The organism is Salinivibrio sp. IB643 (genome assembly GCF_001996105.1).
GTDB lineage: Bacteria > Pseudomonadota > Gammaproteobacteria > Enterobacterales > Vibrionaceae > Salinivibrio > Salinivibrio costicola.
In genome coordinates, this window is sequence record NZ_MUFF01000010.1 from 1 (window position 1) to 19,625 (window position 19,625).

Consider the following 19,625-nt stretch of genomic DNA (forward strand, 5'->3'; position numbering starts at 1 on the left):
GTATAAACAAATTGGCCAAGCTCATGATAGATACAAGCCTTAGCTGGTTGCTCAAAGAGCAAGCAAGACTAATCTGGTACGGAGGTTCGATCAGAAGCGCAAGGAATCAATGGCTAGAGTGGCTTGCTTTAGTTAAAGCAAGTGGAATTAAACCATTGATGACAGCAGCGGCGACAGTGAAAAAGCACTTACCAGCAATCCTTAATGCAATGCGGCTGAAGGCATCGAATGGCCTGGCGGAAGCTATAAATGCCAAAATCCAGTACATGAAGCTTAGAGCCAAAGGCTTTAGAAACAAACAACGGTTCAAGACAGCGATACTGTTCTATTTTGGGGGGCTTGATATGACTTTCCACCATGAACGGTGAAGAGCCTCATACAACCAGCTTGAGGCATAGATTTGTTCGTCATAGTTCAGCTTTAACTTGGCTGCTGGATTGATACGGGTGATAGCAAAGTTCGTGTCCCAAACAATAATCGGTGATAGCGCGTAATCAAATAAATCTTGTAGGGAGCGCTCTTTCTCGTGCAGCGCATGAAAAGTCGACTCTAAAGTTTTGCCGATGTGATTAAACTCTTCAATATCGGATCCGGCAAACGGCAAGGTACGTTGACGTGATCGCGCCCCTTGGCTATATCGCATTAGCCTATCGAGCGAATCCGCAACCCGAGTTTTCACAAAACGATTGACCCAAAAAGCGGCGATAATAATGATTAGGGTAGTGAGCAATAAGTTGATGCCCATTTGCCGCTGTAATGTAACAATGTTGTCATTACGTTGCGCCGATAACAATGAAATTTTGGTTGACTCACCGCCGATGCGAAGCTTGGATTGGCTCACTAAATAGTGCCGAAACGCTTGACTACTCTCCTCGCTCGGCAACGTTAACGCCTTGCCTATGTCATCGTTACCACTAAGAGTAGATGCTAAGGTTGCATTGTCTGCCGATAGCCATACCGCCTGAGTGTCACTGGCACGCTGCAAACTTTTCACAAACGAAAAATTACCATTCAGCATCACGACCACATACAAATATCCGCCGAGCTTACCGTTTGATTGAAAAACGATCGGCGTTTTTCGCATCAGTAAATAACCTTGCTCTGTATCCGTGGTGACAGAGGTTAAAGTCCAAAGATTAATACTTCGTAATTGCAAACGCAGCTGATCCAATCCCTCATTATCAATACCGTAAAACAAGCTGCTGCCATCATGCCATAACACACGGTCGTCTTTAGCGATAAAACGAAAGTCAGGGGTATTTGCAACATCTTGTTGCTCTTGTTCGATAAAATAGTCATCAAGTGCGTCACTATCTTCACTGGCGACCAGTGACTGGAGTGTCATACTTGCAGCATTGGTATTTTGGTGAATTTGCAGTGCCGTTAAGCGACTATCAAAGACGTTTTGCAATAGACGAGAAGTTTGTGCCAAAGTACGGCTAATCTCTTGATTAATCCCCGCCAAGGTCAACTGGTAACTTTGTATATAAACGCCCGCGGTCACACATAAGAAGAAGACCACAATCAAGCGAGTCAGTAATTGCGATAGTGATAATTTAGGTGAACCAAAGGTGGGCATGATTTAATCCGAGTATCTAAATGCATGTTGCTTAAGTTTTTCTATTCGATCCGGATCATCATATTGAGTGACGACGTTAAACCGACCTGAATATACAACAGGCACAGCTTTTTGTTGTAGATCGCGTTTGATGGCTTCAGCCATCGCCACCCCGGTATCATCGTTCATACGCATCACGGTTGCGTCTAGTTGTCCTGACATGACAGCATCCAATTCAGCGGACCCGCCTCCCCAGCCGTTCACGCCAACTTCCCCTCTTCCCAACTCTTCAAGCGCTTTGATTGCCCCAAACGCCACATCTGTCGCGCAAGCATAAATAAAGTCGAGTTGCGGATTATTGTTTAACATAGCTTTGGCTGCCTGATAACCAGAATGTTGGTCACCTTTGGTGTAATAAGCCGAGACCAATTGACTATCACCATAGCGACTCATGGTTTCAATAAAAGTGTCCCCACGTGCATCACTCACATACCCTTGAGAAAAAAACAACACCGAGTAATTCGCCCCTTTCGGATAACGCGTTTGATAATAATCAGCCAGTAGCTGACTGCCGCGCTGATGGTCAAACCCCACGTAGAGAAAAGGCTGATTACCTTGCCACGCTTTTACCGGTGTGGTGATATTTTGCAGTATGAGCTTGGTTTTTTTCTGTGATAGCACATGATTAATAAACTTACGGTGACGAACACTGTTTAAGGTAAACACAAGATAGTCGGCACCGTCACGTAGCGCCGCATACAAAGACGCACTTTGTTCTCGTATGTCGTTGTTCGGTCGTGTTGTGACTTCTTTTAACTGGTAAGGAATATTAAGCGCTTGTAAGCGACGTTCGAACGCTCGCACATTACGCTGCCAATAATCAGAGATTTGTTGACCCGGCACGACCACTGAAATTTTTATCGGTGCCAGCGCACGCTGCATTGGCGCAGGATCGGATTGCACTTGTTTATCGAGTGTTGCCGTCAGCGCTTTTTGCTCAGGATACCGTGCAAGAAACTCGTCATATGACCAATAGTCATTTAACGACGCTTGCGCACTCGGCACCGTCGCCAACAACATGATACCTAGCAGGTAATGATACATACTGATGGGGCGAATATGATGTCTTGTGCGTAAACTCACTTTGGGTTTCACAGCCTTTTTTGATAGTCGATTTCAGTTGCCAGCTTAGCGAAACCCAGGCGAATACGCAGCGACAAAATGCAGAAGCGTGCTTGAACAGGCAAAAAAGCTGCAACGACGCCTACACTTCTCTTGGGTTTATCTAGCTATTGAGACAAAAGTAATGAAAAGAACACTCAAATCGGGAGGGGGGCGGTAACACAGAAGGCAGTGTTACCGCAGAGGGATGACTGGTCGCGTTTTAATCGACGCGCAACGTTTGCAACATCGATTCGGGCAGCGATAGATCATCATTTTTGTTGACAGTCACACCTGCATCTATGATTGCATGAGCAATATCTTTGGCTTCATTCAACGAATGCATCTCATAAGTACCACATTGATATTCGTTAAGCTCCGGAATTTTATCTTGCGAAGGAACAATAAGGACATCTTCCATCGCAAGCTCCCATGCTTTAGCAACCTCCGACTCTTGGGGCTCGCCAATCAAGCTCATATAAAAACCGGTGCGGCAGCCCATCGGCGAGATATCGATGATCTCCACCTTGTCACTATTCAGATGATTGCGCATAAAGCCAGCGAAAAGGTGCTCCAAGGTATGGATCCCTTTTTCGGTTAAGTGCTGTTCATTGGGACGACAAAAACGCAAATCAAACACAGTGATGGTGTCACCGCTGGGCGTTTGCATGGTTTTTGCGACCCGTACCGCCGGTGCATTCATGCGGGTATGGTCAACCGTGAAGCTATCTAGTAGTGGCATCTTTCCTCCTTCATTCATCACTGCGGCCTTAAAATGGCCACCAGCTCAGATTGTCATCTAGTCGTTGCCGGCACCCTTTTAGCTGCCAACCGTAGTCCTTTGCTTGTTGTTCGACTTTACGCGCCACCCGTTTGAGCCCAGGTTTTCGCTCAAATGAGCCACGTTGAAATCCGCCTCTTCCTTCATGGTAAGCTAAATATTGCCGGTAAACATCCCATTGCGACACCCCAAGCTGACGATGCGTTTCTGATGTGTACCAGCCTATAAACTGTAACGCATCGGCAAAGTCGGTGCGAGAGCCGCCATTGTCTGTGGCTTTTTGATAGTCTGACCACGCGGGGTCTTGTGCTTGCGCATAACCATATGCGCTGCTCACTCGCCCCCAGGGTAAAATGCCTAATACATAGTCACGTGGAGGCAAAGCATCGTGAACGAACGCGCTTTCTTGCTTCACAAATGCCATCGCGACCTGAATAGGCGTCCCCCAGCTGTCTTCCATCTCGACGGCCGCCTCAAACCAGTCAGGATTTTGCTCAAAAATCGCACAGACATTACTGGGGTTATCCGGTGGCGGCGTCGCGCACCCGGGTAACAATATCATGGCGGTGATTATCCCTAATCGGTTGAGAATACGCGTCCTGCTCATCGCCATTATTCCAGTTACCAGCTTTCTGCCATCGGCACATCTTTGAAATAAGCGTTTAGAAACTGCTCAAAGCTTTGTGTGTCACTGGCTTCTACCGCTTTTTGCCGTGCCATACTGTCTTCGGCTTCTCGGAGAAAGTCGACATCACTGTGAACCTGATACGGCACATCAGCCAATGCCTTCTTGTGCTCACTCGCCAAGCTTAGGCCAACACCACCAATTCCGCCTTGCGCAATCACGTCTGCCAGCACACGCCCTGATAAGGTTAGTTCGGGGTTATCAAAACACGCAATCATTTTGTCGCATACGCGCTCATAGCGGCTATCACCAACGGTCTGGTCCATCACTTTGGCTAATTGTTTCAGCTCTGCCATCACCTGACGTCCCCACTCGGCCTGAGTTAAGGTACCGCCATTGCATCCTGTGGTTAAGGTTAAGCCGGGTTTTCGCCCTTCAAGTACAATTTTATGCCAGTTATCCCGCCAGCAATTCAGCTCCGGATCGGACATGGGCTCGGAGGGCGATAACGCACACCAAGACACAAATAAATCGAGAAAATGCACTTGATCTTCTTCAATGCCAATAGGACTGTAAGGATTCACATCTAGTGAGCGGACTTCTATGTACTCTACTCCGCCGCGGCTTAGTGCTTCGGTCGGCTTTTCGCCGCTTTCCGCATTACGTTTTGGTCGAATCGGAGCATAAAGCTCATTCTCAATTTGCAGCACATTGGTATTGAGTTGTCGATAGGTTTCACCGTCACGAATCCCCAACTGTGCAAATTGCTGCGAAGGGGTACGAATAGCGCGACGTAATCCTTCTAAATATTGCTCTAATGTATTAAAGCCTATTTTCAAGTCGGCTTGGGCGTTGTTGGTATAGCCTAAATCACTCAAACGCAGGGACGTTGCATACGGCAAGTAACAGGTTCCCGATGGCATGTGCTCAAACGCCAGCGGACTGTCAGTATGTTTGATAAAGGATCCACACAAAGCCGGTGATGCACCAAACAGGTAAGGGATCATCCAACCATGGCGGTAGTAATTACGGATCAAATCAAAATAGCCTTGTGTCACCGCAGCTTGGCTAACAGTCTCTGAGTGATACAGATGCTGCCAAAACGCCTCAGGGAGTGAGATATTAAAATGCACGCCCGAGATCACTTGCATCACACTGCCATAGCGGTGTTTGAGTCCCTGCCGATAAAGCGTTTTCATCCGACCAATATTCGAGCTGCCATATTGCGCCAAAGTAATATCGTCTTCAGAAGCGACCACACATGGCATGGACATCGGCCAGAGCTGCTCGTCACCCATTTGCTTGTAAGTAAAACGGTGAATGTCTTGCAGCTCATCAAGCATTCCGTTGACCGATGTATTGACGGGCGTAATAAATTCCAACAAAGACTCCGCAAAATCCGTCGTGATCCAACGGTGTGTCAGCGCGGATCCAAGTGTCTCTGGATGCGCCGTCTGCGCTAAATGGCCTGCTGGCGTAATGCGTAATGCCTCGCGCTCCAATCCGCGGCCAATCCCCTTCAATGCATCTGGGTTTTGCGCTAAACGCGCTAACCGCTGGGTGAAATCAGTCAAAATGTATCTCTTATTTGTATGCTGCGTGGTGGTCAATATAAACAAGCTATTGCTCAAAAGCCATCACGCAGCGGGGTAAGTTTATCCAACCGGTATTAACGGTAATCTAACGCCAGCCTATTGACTGGCAAGCCAAGTTGACGCAGATCCCCTTCCAAACGCTCTGCATCGCCAACCACGATGATTTGGTAGTCGTTAGGATCGAACCAGCGCGATGCATGGGCATTTAGTTGTTGGCGTGTCAGTGAATACAGCATGGCTTTTTGCGCTTCACGATAGTCGTCAGCCAAATTAAATGCCTCAATGTGCGCAATCAAGCCCGCTTTTTCCCACGGTGTTTCATAATTGAGTGCATCCTGCTGGCCGCTCGATTGACGTAAATAGGCAAGCTCTTGCTCAGTAAATCCATTTTCGTGCGCGTGGGCCATTTCTTTCCAAAGCTCTTTAATGGCCTCGGCACTGGCATCCGCACGCACATCGGCACTCACTTCAATGGTCCCGGTTTGACGACCACCATACACAGCACTGTGGGCGCCGTAGGTGTAACCTTTATCTTGGCGTAAGTTTTGGTTGATGCGGGCATTAAAGTTTCCGCCGAGATTAAAGTTAGCTAAGCGGGTTTTAAACATGGGGCCGGTTGAGTCGTAAGGCATGCCATGACGTATCATACGAATACTGGTTTGTGGCGCTTGTGGTTTATCCACTAACCAAATTTGTGGACTTTTTTCGTCTCGAGGCACGGGCCTTGCTACTTGAGCATGCCCCTCAGGAGTCGGTTGCCAAGGTTGAATCCGGTTAGCGAGATTGATCGCATGCTCACGGGACAAATCACCCACCACGACAAGCTGACTTTCTTTCAACACATAATGCTGTTGATAAAAGCGTTTAACGTCGGCAAGGGTGAGTGCGGCAACGTCTTCTGCCACACCACCTTGCGGGGCACGGAAGGTGGCATCTTGATAAAGCAATTGGCTAATAGCCTGATCCGCCAACCAGCCCGCATCGTCGGCGCGTGACGCCATACTCTCCAATGTTTGCTTTTTAAGTCGTTCAAAATCTTGTTCGGAAAACGTTGGAGCACTGATCACTTTATTCACTAATAGAAGCGTCTCTCCCAGATGCTTTTTTAAGGAGGTTACGGTCACTGTCGTATGGTAGCCACCGGGATTAACACTCATCTGACTGCCAAGTTTATCGAGCGCTTGGGTTAATTCAGCGGCCGACATTCCCGCGCCGCCTTCAGTGATCATACTGGCCGTGAGTTCGGCGACACCACGCTTATCATTCGGCTCCATCAACACACCTGCCGGCAAGCGAAGTTGCAAGGTCACTGTAGGGGTCTCGCGACTGACGGTGCCTGCCAGGTGAATACCATTGTCGAGCTCCGCGCGATAAATAGTAGGAACATGGACAGTCACGCTTCCATTCGGGGGCGGGATCAGGCTGCGGTCAAAGCGTTCAGGCGTGTTGCGTAACGCCAGTGTATCCGCATTATTTTGGCTAGCGACGTGGCGATAATCAGGGCGCTGATAGACAAAGTTTGCCGGATGAGCGACCAAATCTTGACGCCCTTCAGGCACCACACTGAGGTTAACCGCAGGTCGATTGCTTACCCACTGTTGATAACTGTCCATCACCTTTTGAGGCGTTACAGCATCCAAACGGGCTAGGCGTTGTGTCAGTATGCTTGCGTCGCCATGCAACGTATAGTCACTGGCCAGTTGTTCTACTTTGCCATCGACGCTTTGTAGGGCAAAAATGTTATCCGCTTCTACCATGGCTTTGATTTGGTTGATATCGTCTTGGTCAACGCCTTGCGCCGCAAATGTCGCCATGCTCTGGCGCAGTAGCGTGCGCACCTCAGCTAACGACTGATCTTGACTGCCGACACCATAAATTTCGAAGGTGCATGCAAGCTCACCGCACTGATGCGATGCACCTGCACTAAGCAGTTTTCCCGTTTGCACCAATGATTGGTAAAGGACACTATCTCGCCCTTGTCCCAACACATTGGCCAGGACACTCAGACGCGTACTGGTGTCTGTCTCAGGCGTACTGGTAGGGAAGCTCATGATCAAAACAGGCTGCGACACTTTATCTTCTAAAGTGACAAATCGATCGGCTTCCAGTGTGACAGGCTGAGGGTCTGCCGCGGGGATAGTTGGCCCTTGCGGGATGTCACCAAAGTACTTTTTCACCCACGCTAAGGTTTGTTGTACATCAATATCCCCACCAATGGTCAAGGTGGCATTGTTGGGACCGTACCAACGTAAGAAGAATTGCTTGAGGTCGTCGACATCAACGCGGTCTAAATCTTCCACGTAACCAATCACCGGCCATGAATAAGGATGACCTTCGGGGTATAGCGCTTGATTAATGGTTTCGTTAACGCGGCCATAGGGAACATTGTCTATCCGAAAGGCTCGCTCGTTTTTCACCGTATCACGCTGCACTTCAAACTTATGCTGTGACACGGCATCCAACAGAAAACCCATGCGATCGGATTCTAACCAAAGTACACGTTCTAATTCATTAGCCGGCACCGTTTGATAATACTGGGTGGTATCGCGGTTGGTCGATCCATTGTTATAGCCACCGACTTCTTTGATACGCTTACCATGATCGTCAACGTGCTCTGAGCCTTCAAACATCATATGTTCGAAAAAGTGCGCAAAGCCCGATTTGCCAGGCTCCTCACGCGCAGAGCCAACATGATAACGCATGTCGACACTGACTAAGGGGTCGGAGTGGTCTTGGTGCAGCAAAACAGTCAGCCCGTTATCGAGCGTAAACTGTTGATAAGGCACTTGGGCACTGCCCGGTTGTGGCGAGACTGTTTTTATCCAGGTCACCCCCTTTGGTGTAGCAGGAGGCGATGTTTCCAGTAGCTGACATCCTGTCAGAACGGATAAAACGAGAACAGCGACGAACAATAAGCGTTGCATATGATGATTCCTACCCAGTGACCCAATAAAATGACCAAACAATAACCATGTAACGCGATGCTTTGGCAATAAAGATAACCGCCCAACACCATGATTGACGCAAACGTAGCCAACCGGCGACCACGCACAAAGGGTCGCCAATGATGGGGACCCAACTCAATAATAAAGCCGCATAACCATAACGTTGTAGTCCCAAGTGCGCACGACGATGCCAGCGTTGGTGCGGCTGATAATCCGGAATCCAACGGCCGATGGCATAGTTGATCATGCCTCCAAGGGTGTTTCCGACGGTCGCAATAGCTACAATTACGCCATCAGCAAACTGTTGCTGAGTTAATAAGTAAACCAAATTCGCTTCTGAACCACCTGGCAACAAAGTGGCACTCAAAAAGCTGGTGACAAACAGTGTCGCCAACGCCGACCAGTCGTCCATGGTTGTTACGACGACGGCATTTCTAATACTCGCTTACCGCGTGTATGACCAGACTCGAGCGCTTTATGGGCTTGCGCCCCTTGTTCTAGAGGGTAGACAGCGGCAATATCAATATGAAGCTCGCCTTGATCAAGCATGTCAAGCAAGCGCTGAGTTTGCCAGGTGTTGGGCTCAACCAGCATCCCCGTGGCTTTTAATCCTCGCTCGGCCGCAGCAGCGGTGATCATATCACGTGTATTGGTCGGCACCGTGACCACACGTCCACCGGTTTTTAGGCTCGCAAGTGCTTCAATGCCCGTATCGCCACCGACCAAATCAATCAATACATCAAACTCGCCCTGCGCTGTCGCCCAATGTGCCTGGTGATAGTCTATCGGTTTCGCATCTAGCTGGCGCAAAAATTCATGGTTGCCCGGCGATGCTGTCGCATACACCTGAGCCCCCGTTCTTACTGCTAATTGTACCGCAAGGTGGCCCACTCCCCCGGCCCCCGCCAAAATCAGTATTTTTTCGTCACGGGCGAGTTTGACATGCTCGAGCGCTTGCCACGCCGTGAGCCCGGCAAGTGGTACCGCGGCAGCATCCACCATTGGGACACTGGGTGGTACCGTGGAAAGCAGTCCGGCGTCGGCAGCCACGTACTGGCTATATCCCCCTCCCTCGGTCGGGAAACCAATCATTCCTGCCACGCGATCACCCACATCAAACTTACTTTCGTTGGTGCCGTTTGCCACCACCACACCGGCCACATCGTAACCGGGTACCCAAGGCAGCTTATCTTGGTTATGTTCCGCCGCCCAACCCAGTCCGGCACGGGTTTTGGCATCGATCGGGTTCACGCCCGCGGCTTTTACCTGAATTAACACCTGCTCTTCCGACGGTGAGGGGATAGCACGGTTTACTGGGGAGAGAACCTCTGGCGCACCGAATTCGGTAATCGCAAGAGACAAGTTATTCGACATATTGACTCCTTTCGCATGCCATTATGCTTTCATGGCGCAGGTAATAAATTTGATAGCGCAGATAATAAAAAAGCACAGGGTCATCGCAACGCGTAAACCCCTAGTCTTAACAAAAACAGCGACAGACTCAATGCCTGCCGCTGTTTTCTTTTCACTGTTCACGTGTTTTGTTCTTGCTACGGTTTGTCTCTACATTCACCTCGCACGGCTATCCGACTAACGCTAGCAATATCCCCGCTGCGACAGCAGAGCCAAGCACGCCAGCCACATTCGGTCCCATCGCATGCATCAGCAGGAAGTTATGTGGATTGGCATCCAGTCCAACCTTATTCACCACGCGCGCAGCCATTGGCACGGCAGAGACGCCGGCCGCACCAATCAGTGGGTTGATAGGATCGCGGCTAAACCGGTTAAGCAGCTTCGCCATTAAGACGCCCGTTCCGGTGCCGATGCTGAACGCGACCGCTCCGAGCACCAAGATCCCCAAGGTTTCAAACTGAAGAAACTTATCCGCTTCTAGCTTAGAACCAACGGCAAGCCCCAAGAAAATGGTCACAATGTTGATCAACTCATTCTGCGCAGTACTCGATAACCGATCGACGACGCCACACTCACGCATCAGATTGCCCAGACAAAACATACCAACCAAGGGCGTTGCGGTGGGTAAGAATAAGATCGTCATCATCAAGACCGCTAAAGGAAACAGCACTTTCTCCGTTTTCGAGACATGACGCAGCTGTTTCATTTCAATTTGGCGCTCTTGTGGCGAGGTGAACAGCTTCATGATCGGCGGTTGAATAATTGGCACCAACGCCATGTAACTATAGGCTGCGACTGCAATCGCGCCAAGAAGATCCGGCGATAGTCGGCTAGCCAAGAAGATGGCCGTCGGCCCATCCGCACCACCAATAATCGCAATTGATGCTGCATCTTGAAGGCTAAATTCCATGCCTGGGACCAGATTGAGCAAGATAGCACCGAACAAGGTAGCAAAAATGCCAAATTGCGCCGCCGCCCCTAAAAGCAAGGTACGCGGGTTAGCAATCAAGGCACCAAAGTCGGTCATCGCCCCCACTCCCATAAAGATCAATAACGGGAAAACCCCCGTATCAATCCCGACATGGTAGACGTAATACAACAAACCGCCCGGCTCGTTAAAACCCGCGTTGGGAATATTCGCCAAGATTGCCCCAAACCCGATGGGCAACAGAAGCAAAGGCTCAAACCCACGTCGGATCGCAAGAAAGAGCAGCAGACAACCGACGGCCATCATCACCAGCTGTGGCCACTGGAAATTCGCCAGTCCTGTTTCCGACCACAGGATCATTAATCCTTCCATGCTGCCCTCTTATCCTAAATGTAAAAGCGGCATGCCGACAGTCACGGCGTCGCCTTCTTTTACTTGTACATCTTGGACAGTGCCAGCATGCGCAGCCCTGACTTCGGTTTCCATCTTCATCGCTTCTAGGATGATCAGAACGTCACCTTCTTGTACATGCTCACCGGCGGTCACCATGACTTTAAAGATATTACCCGCTAACGGTGCGGTGACTGGCTCTGCGTGGGTAGACGCCGTCTGTGACACTGGGGCACGCGATGCTGTAGGCGCCTTTTCGGCATCGTTAGCAGTTTGGATCGCGCCTAGTGCGCCATCGGGACCGACATCCACTTGATACACCTGGCCATTAACGCGCACGCTGTAAGTTTCAACTTCAACTTGGCTCGCTGGGCTCGCCGCGAGCGTTACTGGCGGCGTGGAGTCTCCGGTGGGCACCGGTTCAAACGCATCAGGATTGCCACGATTTTGGAGGAATTTCCAACCCACTTGTGGGAACAAGGCGTAGGTGAGGACATCGTCAATCGTCTCTTCCGCCAAACTCACACCTTCTGTCGACGCTTTATCGGTTAATGCCTGCGTCAAGTTTTCCATTTCGGGGGCTAATTTATCCGCCGGACGGCAGGTAATCGCTTGTTCACCGTCAAGCACGCGCGCTTGTAATTTTGCATTGACCGGTGCGGGGGCTTTTCCGTATTCGCCTTTTAACAGCGCAGCAGTCTCTTTAGTAATGCTCTTATAACGCTCGCCGGTCAATACATTAATGACAGATTGCGATCCGACAATTTGTGAGGTCGGCGTCACTAAGGGGATATAGCCTAAATCTTCACGGACCCGGGGAATTTCCTCCAACACTTCGTCTATTTTGTCGGCCGCCCCTTGCTCTTTAAGCTGGCTCTCCATGTTGGTCAACATACCGCCGGGCACTTGCGCGATCAAAATACGTGAGTCGACGCCTTTAAGCTGCCCTTCAAATTGGGCGTATTTTTTCCGCACGGTACGGAAGTAAGCCGCAATCGATTCAAGCTTATTCAGGTCGAGGTTCGTTTCACGCTCAGTGCCTTCGAGCATTGCGACCACGGTTTCAGTCGGGGTATGCCCATAAGTTTGGCTCATTGAAGAAATGGCGGTATCCAGGACATCTAACCCCGCTTCTACTGCTTTAACCGCCGTTGCTGTTGATAACCCTGTGGTCGCATGACAATGCAAGGATAGGGGGATATCACACGCCGCTTTGATGCGGCTCACCAGCTCATGGGCTTCATAAGGCTTTAGCAAACCAGACATGTCTTTAATGCACAGAGAGTGACACCCGAGATCTTCCAACTGCTTGGCTAAATCGGTCCAGGTATCCATGGTATGCACAGGGCTAGTGGTGTAAGAAATTGTTCCCTGAGCGTGAGCACCTACGTCCACCGCCGCACCCACAGCGGCTTGAAAGTTACGCACATCATTCATAGCATCAAAGATGCGGAATACATCCATACCGTTGGCATGAGCGCGTTCAACGAACTTGTATACCACATCATCGGCGTAGTGGCGGTAACCCAAGAGATTCTGCCCACGTAAAAGCATTTGCATCGGGGTATTAGGCATGGCTTTTTTAAGCTCTCGTAACCGTACCCAAGGGTCTTCACCCAAATAGCGAATACAGGCATCAAAGGTCGCGCCACCCCATGTTTCTAATGACCAGAACCCAATCTGATCGAGCTCGGCGGCAATCGGCAACATATCGTCCAAACGCAGACGTGTGGCAAACAACGACTGATGGGCATCACGCAATACCACATCGGTAATAGCTAACGGCGTAGACATAACAAACTCCTTTTTATATGTGCCTTACCACTCAACGATGGCGTTGGCGGTACTGCTGGACAGCGACAGTGATCGCGGCAACGACATCGGGCGATACGTTTTCCGATGCAGGTTGTGCGTTAGGCTTAGCGGGTGCCTTAGCAGCAGCTGGCGGGGTCGGGTCACCAAAACGTTCTAGTTGGTGGACCAAAAAAATCAACGTAGAAAGAAACACAAACACCACAACCATACCGGTCAGCATCAGCGTCAGTGCTTGTTCTAAAAGCGGGCCTAAATCCATGGTTGTCTTCCTTGTTACTCACTCTTACTGGCAATGATGCGCGGATGGCCCGTTATTATTCATTTATCTTGGTGGCCATTGCATCATCGGCGTTCAAAATACTAACAATTCGCATAAATGACAATCTCGTGTTGTGTTTTTGTTACCTGACAACACGGGTCATGATGCGCTCATTGCACGCGAACAACCGCCACTCGAAAAGGCGTATTTATCTCGTCCAAGTCCGTTAATCGCGCGATAAAACGTCCTGGCACATAGAGGGTTTTGACGGTTTGGCTAATAATAGAGGCGCACTATGCCATTTTTGGAAAAAGCGTTTTTCCAGTATCACAACACGCTGTCCAACAGCGATAGCGAAAATAATAAACGGAAAAGTCGATTTAGGTGACAATGAAAAGATAGCGAAATGGAAATAAGGAGAAGGAAGAGGTAATGCAAAATGGCGCGTCCGGGAGGATTCGAACCTCCGACCGCCTGGTTCGTAGCCAGGTACTCTATCCAGCTGAGCTACGGACGCGCTGACGGATTTGCATAGATTGAAGATGGCGCGCTCGGGAGGATTCGAACCTCCGACCGCCTGGTTCGTAGCCAGGTACTCTATCCAGCTGAGCTACGAGCGCGTGTCGTCAATCTTATGTTCATCCTGAACGGTGTTGCGGGTCTTCCATGGAGGTGATGGCGCGTCCGGGAGGATTCGAACCTCCGACCGCCTGGTTCGTAGCCAGGTACTCTATCCAGCTGAGCTACGGACGCACATCTTTTACTGCAATTATCACAAGGCAGGCTTGTCGATAATGGCGGTGAGGGAGGGATTCGAACCCTCGATACGGCTACAAACCGTATACTCCCTTAGCAGGGGAGCGCCTTCAGCCACTCGGCCACCTCACCGCAAGTAGTGGCGCGTCCGGGAGGATTCGAACCTCCGACCGCCTGGTTCGTAGCCAGGTACTCTATCCAGCTGAGCTACGGACGCGCATCTATCTTGCTTGCAACAACATGGCGGTGAGGGAGGGATTCGAACCCTCGATACGGCTACAAACCGTATACTCCCTTAGCAGGGGAGCGCCTTCAGCCACTCGGCCACCTCACCGTCGCTGCGGGTGCACATATTACTTTGAGCCAGATATATGTCAAACACTTTTAGGGGAAAAGTCGCCTTGTTACGAACAAATGGACAATTATCACCCACTAGGTGTTTCTATTGTTGGTTTTCTCGCCGTTTCATTTTGATTTTATGGGAAAACCAACCATAAAAAAGGTCGACCCTGGTCGACCTCTTTTGCCTTGTTAGTAGTCGTTTTGACTACCGGCTGGCGCGCCTTTTTCGGCTTGAATACGCATGTAGATCTCTTCGCGGTGTACAGAGACATCTTTCGGTGCATTCACACCAATACGTACTTGGTTACCTTTTACACCCAACACAGTGACGGTGACTTCATCACCAATCATCAAGGTTTCGCCAACACGGCGAGTCAAAATCAGCATGCTTCTACTCCTTGAGTATCAATCTTGTATTTATTCAATTAGTTTCTGAGCCAGATAACCCGCCAGCGTATCGGCTCGCTATCTGCAATCGTTGGATTATTTCCCTGCTCGTGATGCCAATGCGGGAGGTTTTGTTACCCGCACTTCACACTATGGCCGAATTATCACACCATATCCAGAAAAGGGCAGAGAAATTTACTGTTTTATCATCATACCGTTAGCCATAAAGGCGCGTGATCTGAGACAACAGAGTAAGAGAAATCAGTGTTGCACTGGTCAGCAAAGCGATAAAATGTAAGCGATATCACCGCTCAGCACCGACACATCGCCTAAGGCGTTGCACTATACAGAATCAAAAAAAAAGTGCAATTATTAATCTAGATCACAAAAAAAGGCCGCGCATGGCGACCTTCTTGACTTTTCTTAAATGCTTTTTAGCGAATTATAACCGTTCGGCAAGCCAAGCATCGACAGAGGCTAACGCGCTGGGTAATGCGCTTACATCGCTACCACCCGCTTGCGCCATATCAGGGCGACCACCGCCTTTACCTCCGACTTGTTGCGCGACAACATTGACCAGCTCACCCGCTTTCACTCTACCGGTGAGATCTTTGGTCACACCTGCAATCAAGCCTACTTTATCGTTGGCGACATTGCCGAGAAGCACAATCCCGCTCCCCATTTGGTTTTTGAGATCATCAACCATACTACGCAGTGCCTTGTTATCTGCCCCATCGAGTTGGCTGATCAGTACCTTAGTGCCATTGATTTCGCGCACTTGATTAATCAATCCAGCGCTTTCTTGTGCTGCGAGCTTTTGCTTCAGTTGTTGGATTTGCTTCTCCAACCCTTTAGCTTTGCCATGCACTTCATCCAATTTGGCCTCGTAGTCGGCTTGGGTTTGGTACACATTATYTATCGCCGCTTGACCTGTAATGGCCTCGATACGACGAACTCCAGCTGCAATACCTGCCTCTGAAACGATTTTGAACATACCAATGTCGCCGGTACGATTGGCATGCGTGCCACCGCAAAGCTCGATGGAGAAGTCGCCCATACTCAATACGCGCACTTCGTCGTTGTATTTCTCACCAAACAATGCCATCGCGCCTTTTTGTTTCGCAGCGTCGATATCCATGACTTCCGTTTGTACTGCATTGTTCGCGCGAATTTGCTCATTAACGATACGCTCTACCGCTTTTAGCTCATCGGCAGTCACAGGCTCTAAGTGAGAAAAATCAAAGCGCAAACCATCAGCGCGCACCAAGGACCCTTTTTGCGCAATGTGATCGCCGAGCACGCCACGGAGCGCTGCATGTAACAGGTGCGTGGCTGAGTGGTTCATGGCCACCGCATGACGACGCTTGGCATCGACTTGCGCGGTTGCCTGCGCGCCAACACTTAACTGTCCGTCGGATAAAGCACCATAATGAGCAATCGCCTGCCCGATCTTCTGGGTATCCGTTACCGTGAAACGCCCTTGGTCGGTATCAATGATGCCTGTATCACCACACTGACCACCGGCTTCGGCATAGAAAGGGGTGTGGTCGAGGATAACCACCGCGTGATCGCCCGATGCCAGATGGTCGACCGATTCACCCTCCACGAAAATCTCAGTGATCTGACCTTTCGCCTCTGTGCCTGTGTAACCGCAGAAATCAGAGCCGTGGTCGACTTTAATCGTTTGGTTATAATCGGTGCCAAATTGACCGGCTTTGCGCGCGCGTTGACGCTGAGCGTCCATCGCCGCTTCAAAACCGGCTTCATCAATGCGGTAACCGCGCTCACGCGCGACATCGTTGGTTAAGTCCGCTGGAAAGCCGTAGGTATCGTAAAGCTTGAAGACGGTCTCGCCATCCAACTCATCGCCATCCACTTTATCTAACGCTTCTTCTAGCATTAACATGCCGCGTTCAAGAGTACGACTAAAGTTGTCTTCTTCAATTTTTAGGACTTTTTCAATCATGGTTTGCTGCGCACGCAGATCTTCGCCGGCCGTGCCCATGATGGTGGCCAACGGCCCCACCAACTTGTAGAAGAAGGTGTCTTTGCTGCCTAACTTATTACCATGACGCACCGCACGACGAATAATTCGACGTAACACGTAGCCGCGCCCTTCGTTAGAAGGCATCACACCATCGACAATCAAATACGCACAAGATCGGATATGATCAGCGACCACACGCAAAGACTGATTGGTCAGGTCTTCAACTCCGATGATGTCAGCCACTTGCTTAATTAATTGCTGGAAAACATCAATTTCATAGTTGGAGTGCACGCCTTGCTTAATCGCGGCGATACGCTCAATCCCCATTCCCGTATCAACTGACGGTTTAGGGAGGTTCTCCATGGTGCCATCAGCTTGTCGATTGAACTGCATGAAAACGATGTTCCAGATCTCAATGAAGCGATCACCGTCTTCTTCAGGCGTACCTGGAGGTCCTCCCCAGATATGCTCACCGTGGTCGTAGAAAATTTCACTGCAAGGCCCACAAGGTCCGGTATCCCCCATTTGCCAGAAGTTGTCTGACTCATACGGCTTTCCGCCTTCTTTATCGCCGATACGCACAATGCGATCCGCCGGTACACCGATGGTGTTATGCCAAAGATCAAACGCTTCGTCATCAGTGTGGTAAATGGTCACCAACAGTTTTTCTTTTGGCAAACCGATCGTCTCGGTCAAAAACGCCCACGCATAAGCAATCGCGTCTTTTTTGAAGTAGTCACCAAAACTAAAGTTACCGAGCATTTCAAAAAAGGTGTGATGACGAGCGGTAAAGCCTACATTTTCAAGGTCGTTATGTTTACCGCCGGCGCGCACACAACGTTGTGCTGAGGTCGCACGTGTGTAGTCTCGCTTCTCGGCCCCTAAGAAGGTGTCCTTAAATTGGTTCATGCCTGCATTAGTGAACAACAGTGTTGGGTCGTCGGCAGGGACGAGCGATGAGCTAGGCACAATCTGGTGCCCTTTGCTTTCAAAGAACTTGAGAAACGCTGTACGGATCTCATCAGTGCTCATATACATTGGCTAATCCTGATAATCGAATATTGCGTTAGCAACCGGTTATGGTAATGACGCGATGGGAGCATCGTATTGTTTACGCCATTGTAAACAACCGATCGCGTGGGGAAAAGAGACAGAGTAGGATTGGTTTAGAAATGCGGGTCGATATCGTCGTCATTCAGCGCGTATTGGATTTGATCAAAGTTAAAACCGCGCGATTGTAAAAAACGCATGCGTTTCGCTTTCACCTTGTGCTCAACAGGAGGAAGACGGCCATCTAGGTCAGCATACTTACGTATCGCTGTTTCTTTGGCGAGTAGGTACCAATCCACTTCAGCGTCTTGCTCTGCGCGGGCTAATAGCTCAATATCAATGCCTTTACGTTTCGCATCTTGGCAGATACGCAACCAGCCATGGTGTTTGTTAATCCCCTGACGCAACAAGCTGGTAGCAAAGCGCGCGTCATCTAACCAGCCTCGTTCTAAGCAGTCATTAATAGTGAGGGTAATTGCGTCGTCATCAAATCCGCGTTGAGACAATTTTTGTGTTAGCTCGTGGACAGAGTGATCGCGGCGAGCCAACAGGCCCACCGCTATTTCTTGGCACGATGCCGCCATTACAGCTTCTCGTCCTCAGTATCTGCCTCAACGTTGGCGTCTACAGCTTCGTTGTTCAGGCCTGGCTGCAGCAACATCTCACGCAAGGTAGTGTCAATTTCTTCAGCAATATGGGGGTTTTCTTTCAGGTATTTACATGCATTGGCTTTACCTTGGCCAATTTTATCGCCTTTGTAGCTGTACCAAGCTCCGGCTTTTTCTACCAGTTTATGTTTCACACCCAGATCCACCAGCTCGCCCTGCAAGTTAATGCCCTGACCATAAAGGATTTGGAACTCTGCTTGTTTAAACGGTGCGGCGACTTTGTTTTTTACCACTTTGACGCGGGTTTCGTTACCCACCACTTCATCGCCTTCTTTAATCGCACCAATGCGGCGAATATCTAAACGGACCGATGCATAGAACTTCAATGCATTACCGCCTGTGGTCGTTTCTGGGTTACCAAACATCACACCAATCTTCATCCGAATTTGGTTGATAAAGACCATCATGGTATTGCTGTTTTTGATGTTGGCGGTCAGCTTACGCATTGCTTGTGACAGCATACGCGCTTGCAGACCCATGTGGGAGTCGCCCATTTCGCCTTCAATCTCAGCTTTTGGCGTCAAGGCTGCGACCGAATCGATAACAATCATATCAACGGCCCCGGAACGCGTCAGCGCATCAGCAATTTCCAAAGCTTGTTCGCCAGTATCGGGCTGAGACACCAACAGGTTATCAATATCGACACCCAGCTTGCGCGCATAGATTGGGTCGAGTGCGTGTTCCGCGTCAATAAACGCACAAGTCTTGCCCTTTTTTTGTGCTTCAGCGATGGCTTCTAGGGTCAATGTCGTTTTACCTGATGATTCAGGTCCATAGATCTCGATGATACGACCAAATGGTAGGCCACCTGCACCTAGCGCAATATCCAGAGACAAAGAGCCGGTCGATACGGTTTCGATGTCCATGGTACGGTCATCACCCAGACGCATGATTGAGCCTTTGCCAAATTGCTTTTCGATTTGCCCGAGTGCGGCTGCGAGCGCCTTTTCTTTGTTATCGTCCAT

16 protein-coding genes and 6 tRNA genes are annotated in these 19,625 nt (G+C 49.8%); 1 reads left to right on the forward strand and 21 read right to left on the reverse strand.

The features are described 5' to 3' along the window. On the forward strand, positions 1 to 368 hold a 368-nt coding region (locus BZG77_RS06555; RefSeq protein ID WP_198532395.1), incomplete at its 5' end, for a transposase. Here the strand turns inward: BZG77_RS06555 and BZG77_RS06560 are convergent. The 21 genes from BZG77_RS06560 to recA form a co-directional block, all read right to left on the reverse strand. Next, positions 326 to 1,579 carry a LuxQ periplasmic sensor domain-containing protein gene (locus BZG77_RS06560; protein ID WP_077646647.1) on the reverse strand — a complete coding sequence of 418 codons (1,254 nt, stop codon included), beginning with the start codon at positions 1,577 to 1,579 and terminating at the stop codon, positions 326 to 328. The genes BZG77_RS06555 and BZG77_RS06560 overlap by 43 nt on opposite strands. A 3-nt stretch (positions 1,580 to 1,582) precedes the next feature. Beyond that, complete coding sequence (locus BZG77_RS06565; protein WP_077646648.1) at positions 1,583 to 2,662, reverse strand: substrate-binding domain-containing protein; 1,080 nt, start codon at positions 2,660 to 2,662, stop codon at positions 1,583 to 1,585. A 280-nt stretch (positions 2,663 to 2,942) separates the two neighbouring features. Beyond that, positions 2,943 to 3,461: an S-ribosylhomocysteine lyase gene (luxS, locus tag BZG77_RS06570; RefSeq protein ID WP_077646649.1), complete on the reverse strand. Its 519-nt coding sequence runs from the start codon at positions 3,459 to 3,461 to the stop codon at positions 2,943 to 2,945. Between the two features lie 28 nt (positions 3,462 to 3,489). After that, entirely contained in the window at positions 3,490 to 4,107 is a 618-nt protein-coding gene (locus tag BZG77_RS06575) for a transglycosylase SLT domain-containing protein (protein WP_077646689.1), read from the reverse strand. A 14-nt stretch (positions 4,108 to 4,121) separates the two neighbouring features. Then, the gene (gene gshA, locus BZG77_RS06580) at positions 4,122 to 5,699 is read right to left on the reverse strand and encodes a glutamate--cysteine ligase (protein WP_077646650.1); all 1,578 of its coding nucleotides are present in this window, start codon (positions 5,697 to 5,699) and stop codon (positions 4,122 to 4,124) included. Between the two features lie 95 nt (positions 5,700 to 5,794). Beyond that, a complete protein-coding gene (locus tag BZG77_RS06585; protein WP_077646651.1) occupies positions 5,795 to 8,644 on the reverse strand; it encodes a M16 family metallopeptidase in 2,850 nt (949 codons plus the stop codon). 10 nt (positions 8,645 to 8,654) lie between these two features. After that, on the reverse strand, positions 8,655 to 9,077 hold the full coding sequence (locus BZG77_RS06590) for a YqaA family protein (RefSeq protein ID WP_077646652.1): 423 nt from the start codon (positions 9,075 to 9,077) through the stop codon (positions 8,655 to 8,657). 5 nt (positions 9,078 to 9,082) lie between these two features. After that, complete coding sequence (locus BZG77_RS06595) at positions 9,083 to 10,039, reverse strand: NADP-dependent oxidoreductase (protein ID WP_021022073.1); 957 nt, start codon at positions 10,037 to 10,039, stop codon at positions 9,083 to 9,085. Between the two features lie 208 nt (positions 10,040 to 10,247). Next, positions 10,248 to 11,378 (reverse strand): sodium ion-translocating decarboxylase subunit beta, encoded by a 1,131-nt coding sequence (locus BZG77_RS06600; protein WP_077646653.1) that lies wholly within the window; start codon positions 11,376 to 11,378, stop codon positions 10,248 to 10,250. A gap of 9 nt (positions 11,379 to 11,387) precedes the next feature. Continuing rightward, positions 11,388 to 13,190 (reverse strand): sodium-extruding oxaloacetate decarboxylase subunit alpha, encoded by a 1,803-nt coding sequence (oadA, locus tag BZG77_RS06605; protein ID WP_077646654.1) that lies wholly within the window; start codon positions 13,188 to 13,190, stop codon positions 11,388 to 11,390. A gap of 31 nt (positions 13,191 to 13,221) precedes the next feature. Then, positions 13,222 to 13,470 carry an oxaloacetate decarboxylase subunit gamma gene (locus BZG77_RS06610; RefSeq protein ID WP_021022076.1) on the reverse strand — a complete coding sequence of 83 codons (249 nt, stop codon included), beginning with the start codon at positions 13,468 to 13,470 and terminating at the stop codon, positions 13,222 to 13,224. A gap of 440 nt (positions 13,471 to 13,910) precedes the next feature. Then, positions 13,911 to 13,987 (reverse strand) — tRNA-Arg (locus BZG77_RS06615). Between the two features lie 26 nt (positions 13,988 to 14,013). After that, a tRNA-Arg gene (locus BZG77_RS06620) sits at positions 14,014 to 14,090 on the reverse strand. Between the two features lie 56 nt (positions 14,091 to 14,146). After that, positions 14,147 to 14,223 (reverse strand) — tRNA-Arg (locus BZG77_RS06625). 42 nt (positions 14,224 to 14,265) lie between these two features. After that, positions 14,266 to 14,358, reverse strand: a tRNA-Ser gene (locus tag BZG77_RS06630). Between the two features lie 8 nt (positions 14,359 to 14,366). Then, positions 14,367 to 14,443: transfer RNA gene (locus BZG77_RS06635), tRNA-Arg, on the reverse strand. Between the two features lie 24 nt (positions 14,444 to 14,467). After that, a tRNA-Ser gene (locus BZG77_RS06640) sits at positions 14,468 to 14,560 on the reverse strand. Between the two features lie 197 nt (positions 14,561 to 14,757). Next, the gene (csrA, locus tag BZG77_RS06645; protein ID WP_021022078.1) at positions 14,758 to 14,955 is read right to left on the reverse strand and encodes a carbon storage regulator CsrA; all 198 of its coding nucleotides are present in this window, start codon (positions 14,953 to 14,955) and stop codon (positions 14,758 to 14,760) included. Positions 14,956 to 15,397: 442 nt separating this feature from the next. Next, the gene (gene alaS, locus BZG77_RS06650) at positions 15,398 to 17,980 is read right to left on the reverse strand and encodes an alanine--tRNA ligase (RefSeq protein WP_077646655.1); all 2,583 of its coding nucleotides are present in this window, start codon (positions 17,978 to 17,980) and stop codon (positions 15,398 to 15,400) included. A 128-nt stretch (positions 17,981 to 18,108) separates the two neighbouring features. Continuing rightward, positions 18,109 to 18,576, reverse strand: a complete 468-nt coding sequence (locus BZG77_RS06655) for a regulatory protein RecX (RefSeq protein ID WP_241844117.1) — start codon at positions 18,574 to 18,576, stop codon at positions 18,109 to 18,111. Next, positions 18,576 to 19,625: a recombinase RecA gene (gene recA / locus BZG77_RS06660; RefSeq protein ID WP_021022081.1), complete on the reverse strand. Its 1,050-nt coding sequence runs from the start codon at positions 19,623 to 19,625 to the stop codon at positions 18,576 to 18,578. The genes BZG77_RS06655 and recA overlap by 1 nt, the downstream gene beginning before the upstream one ends.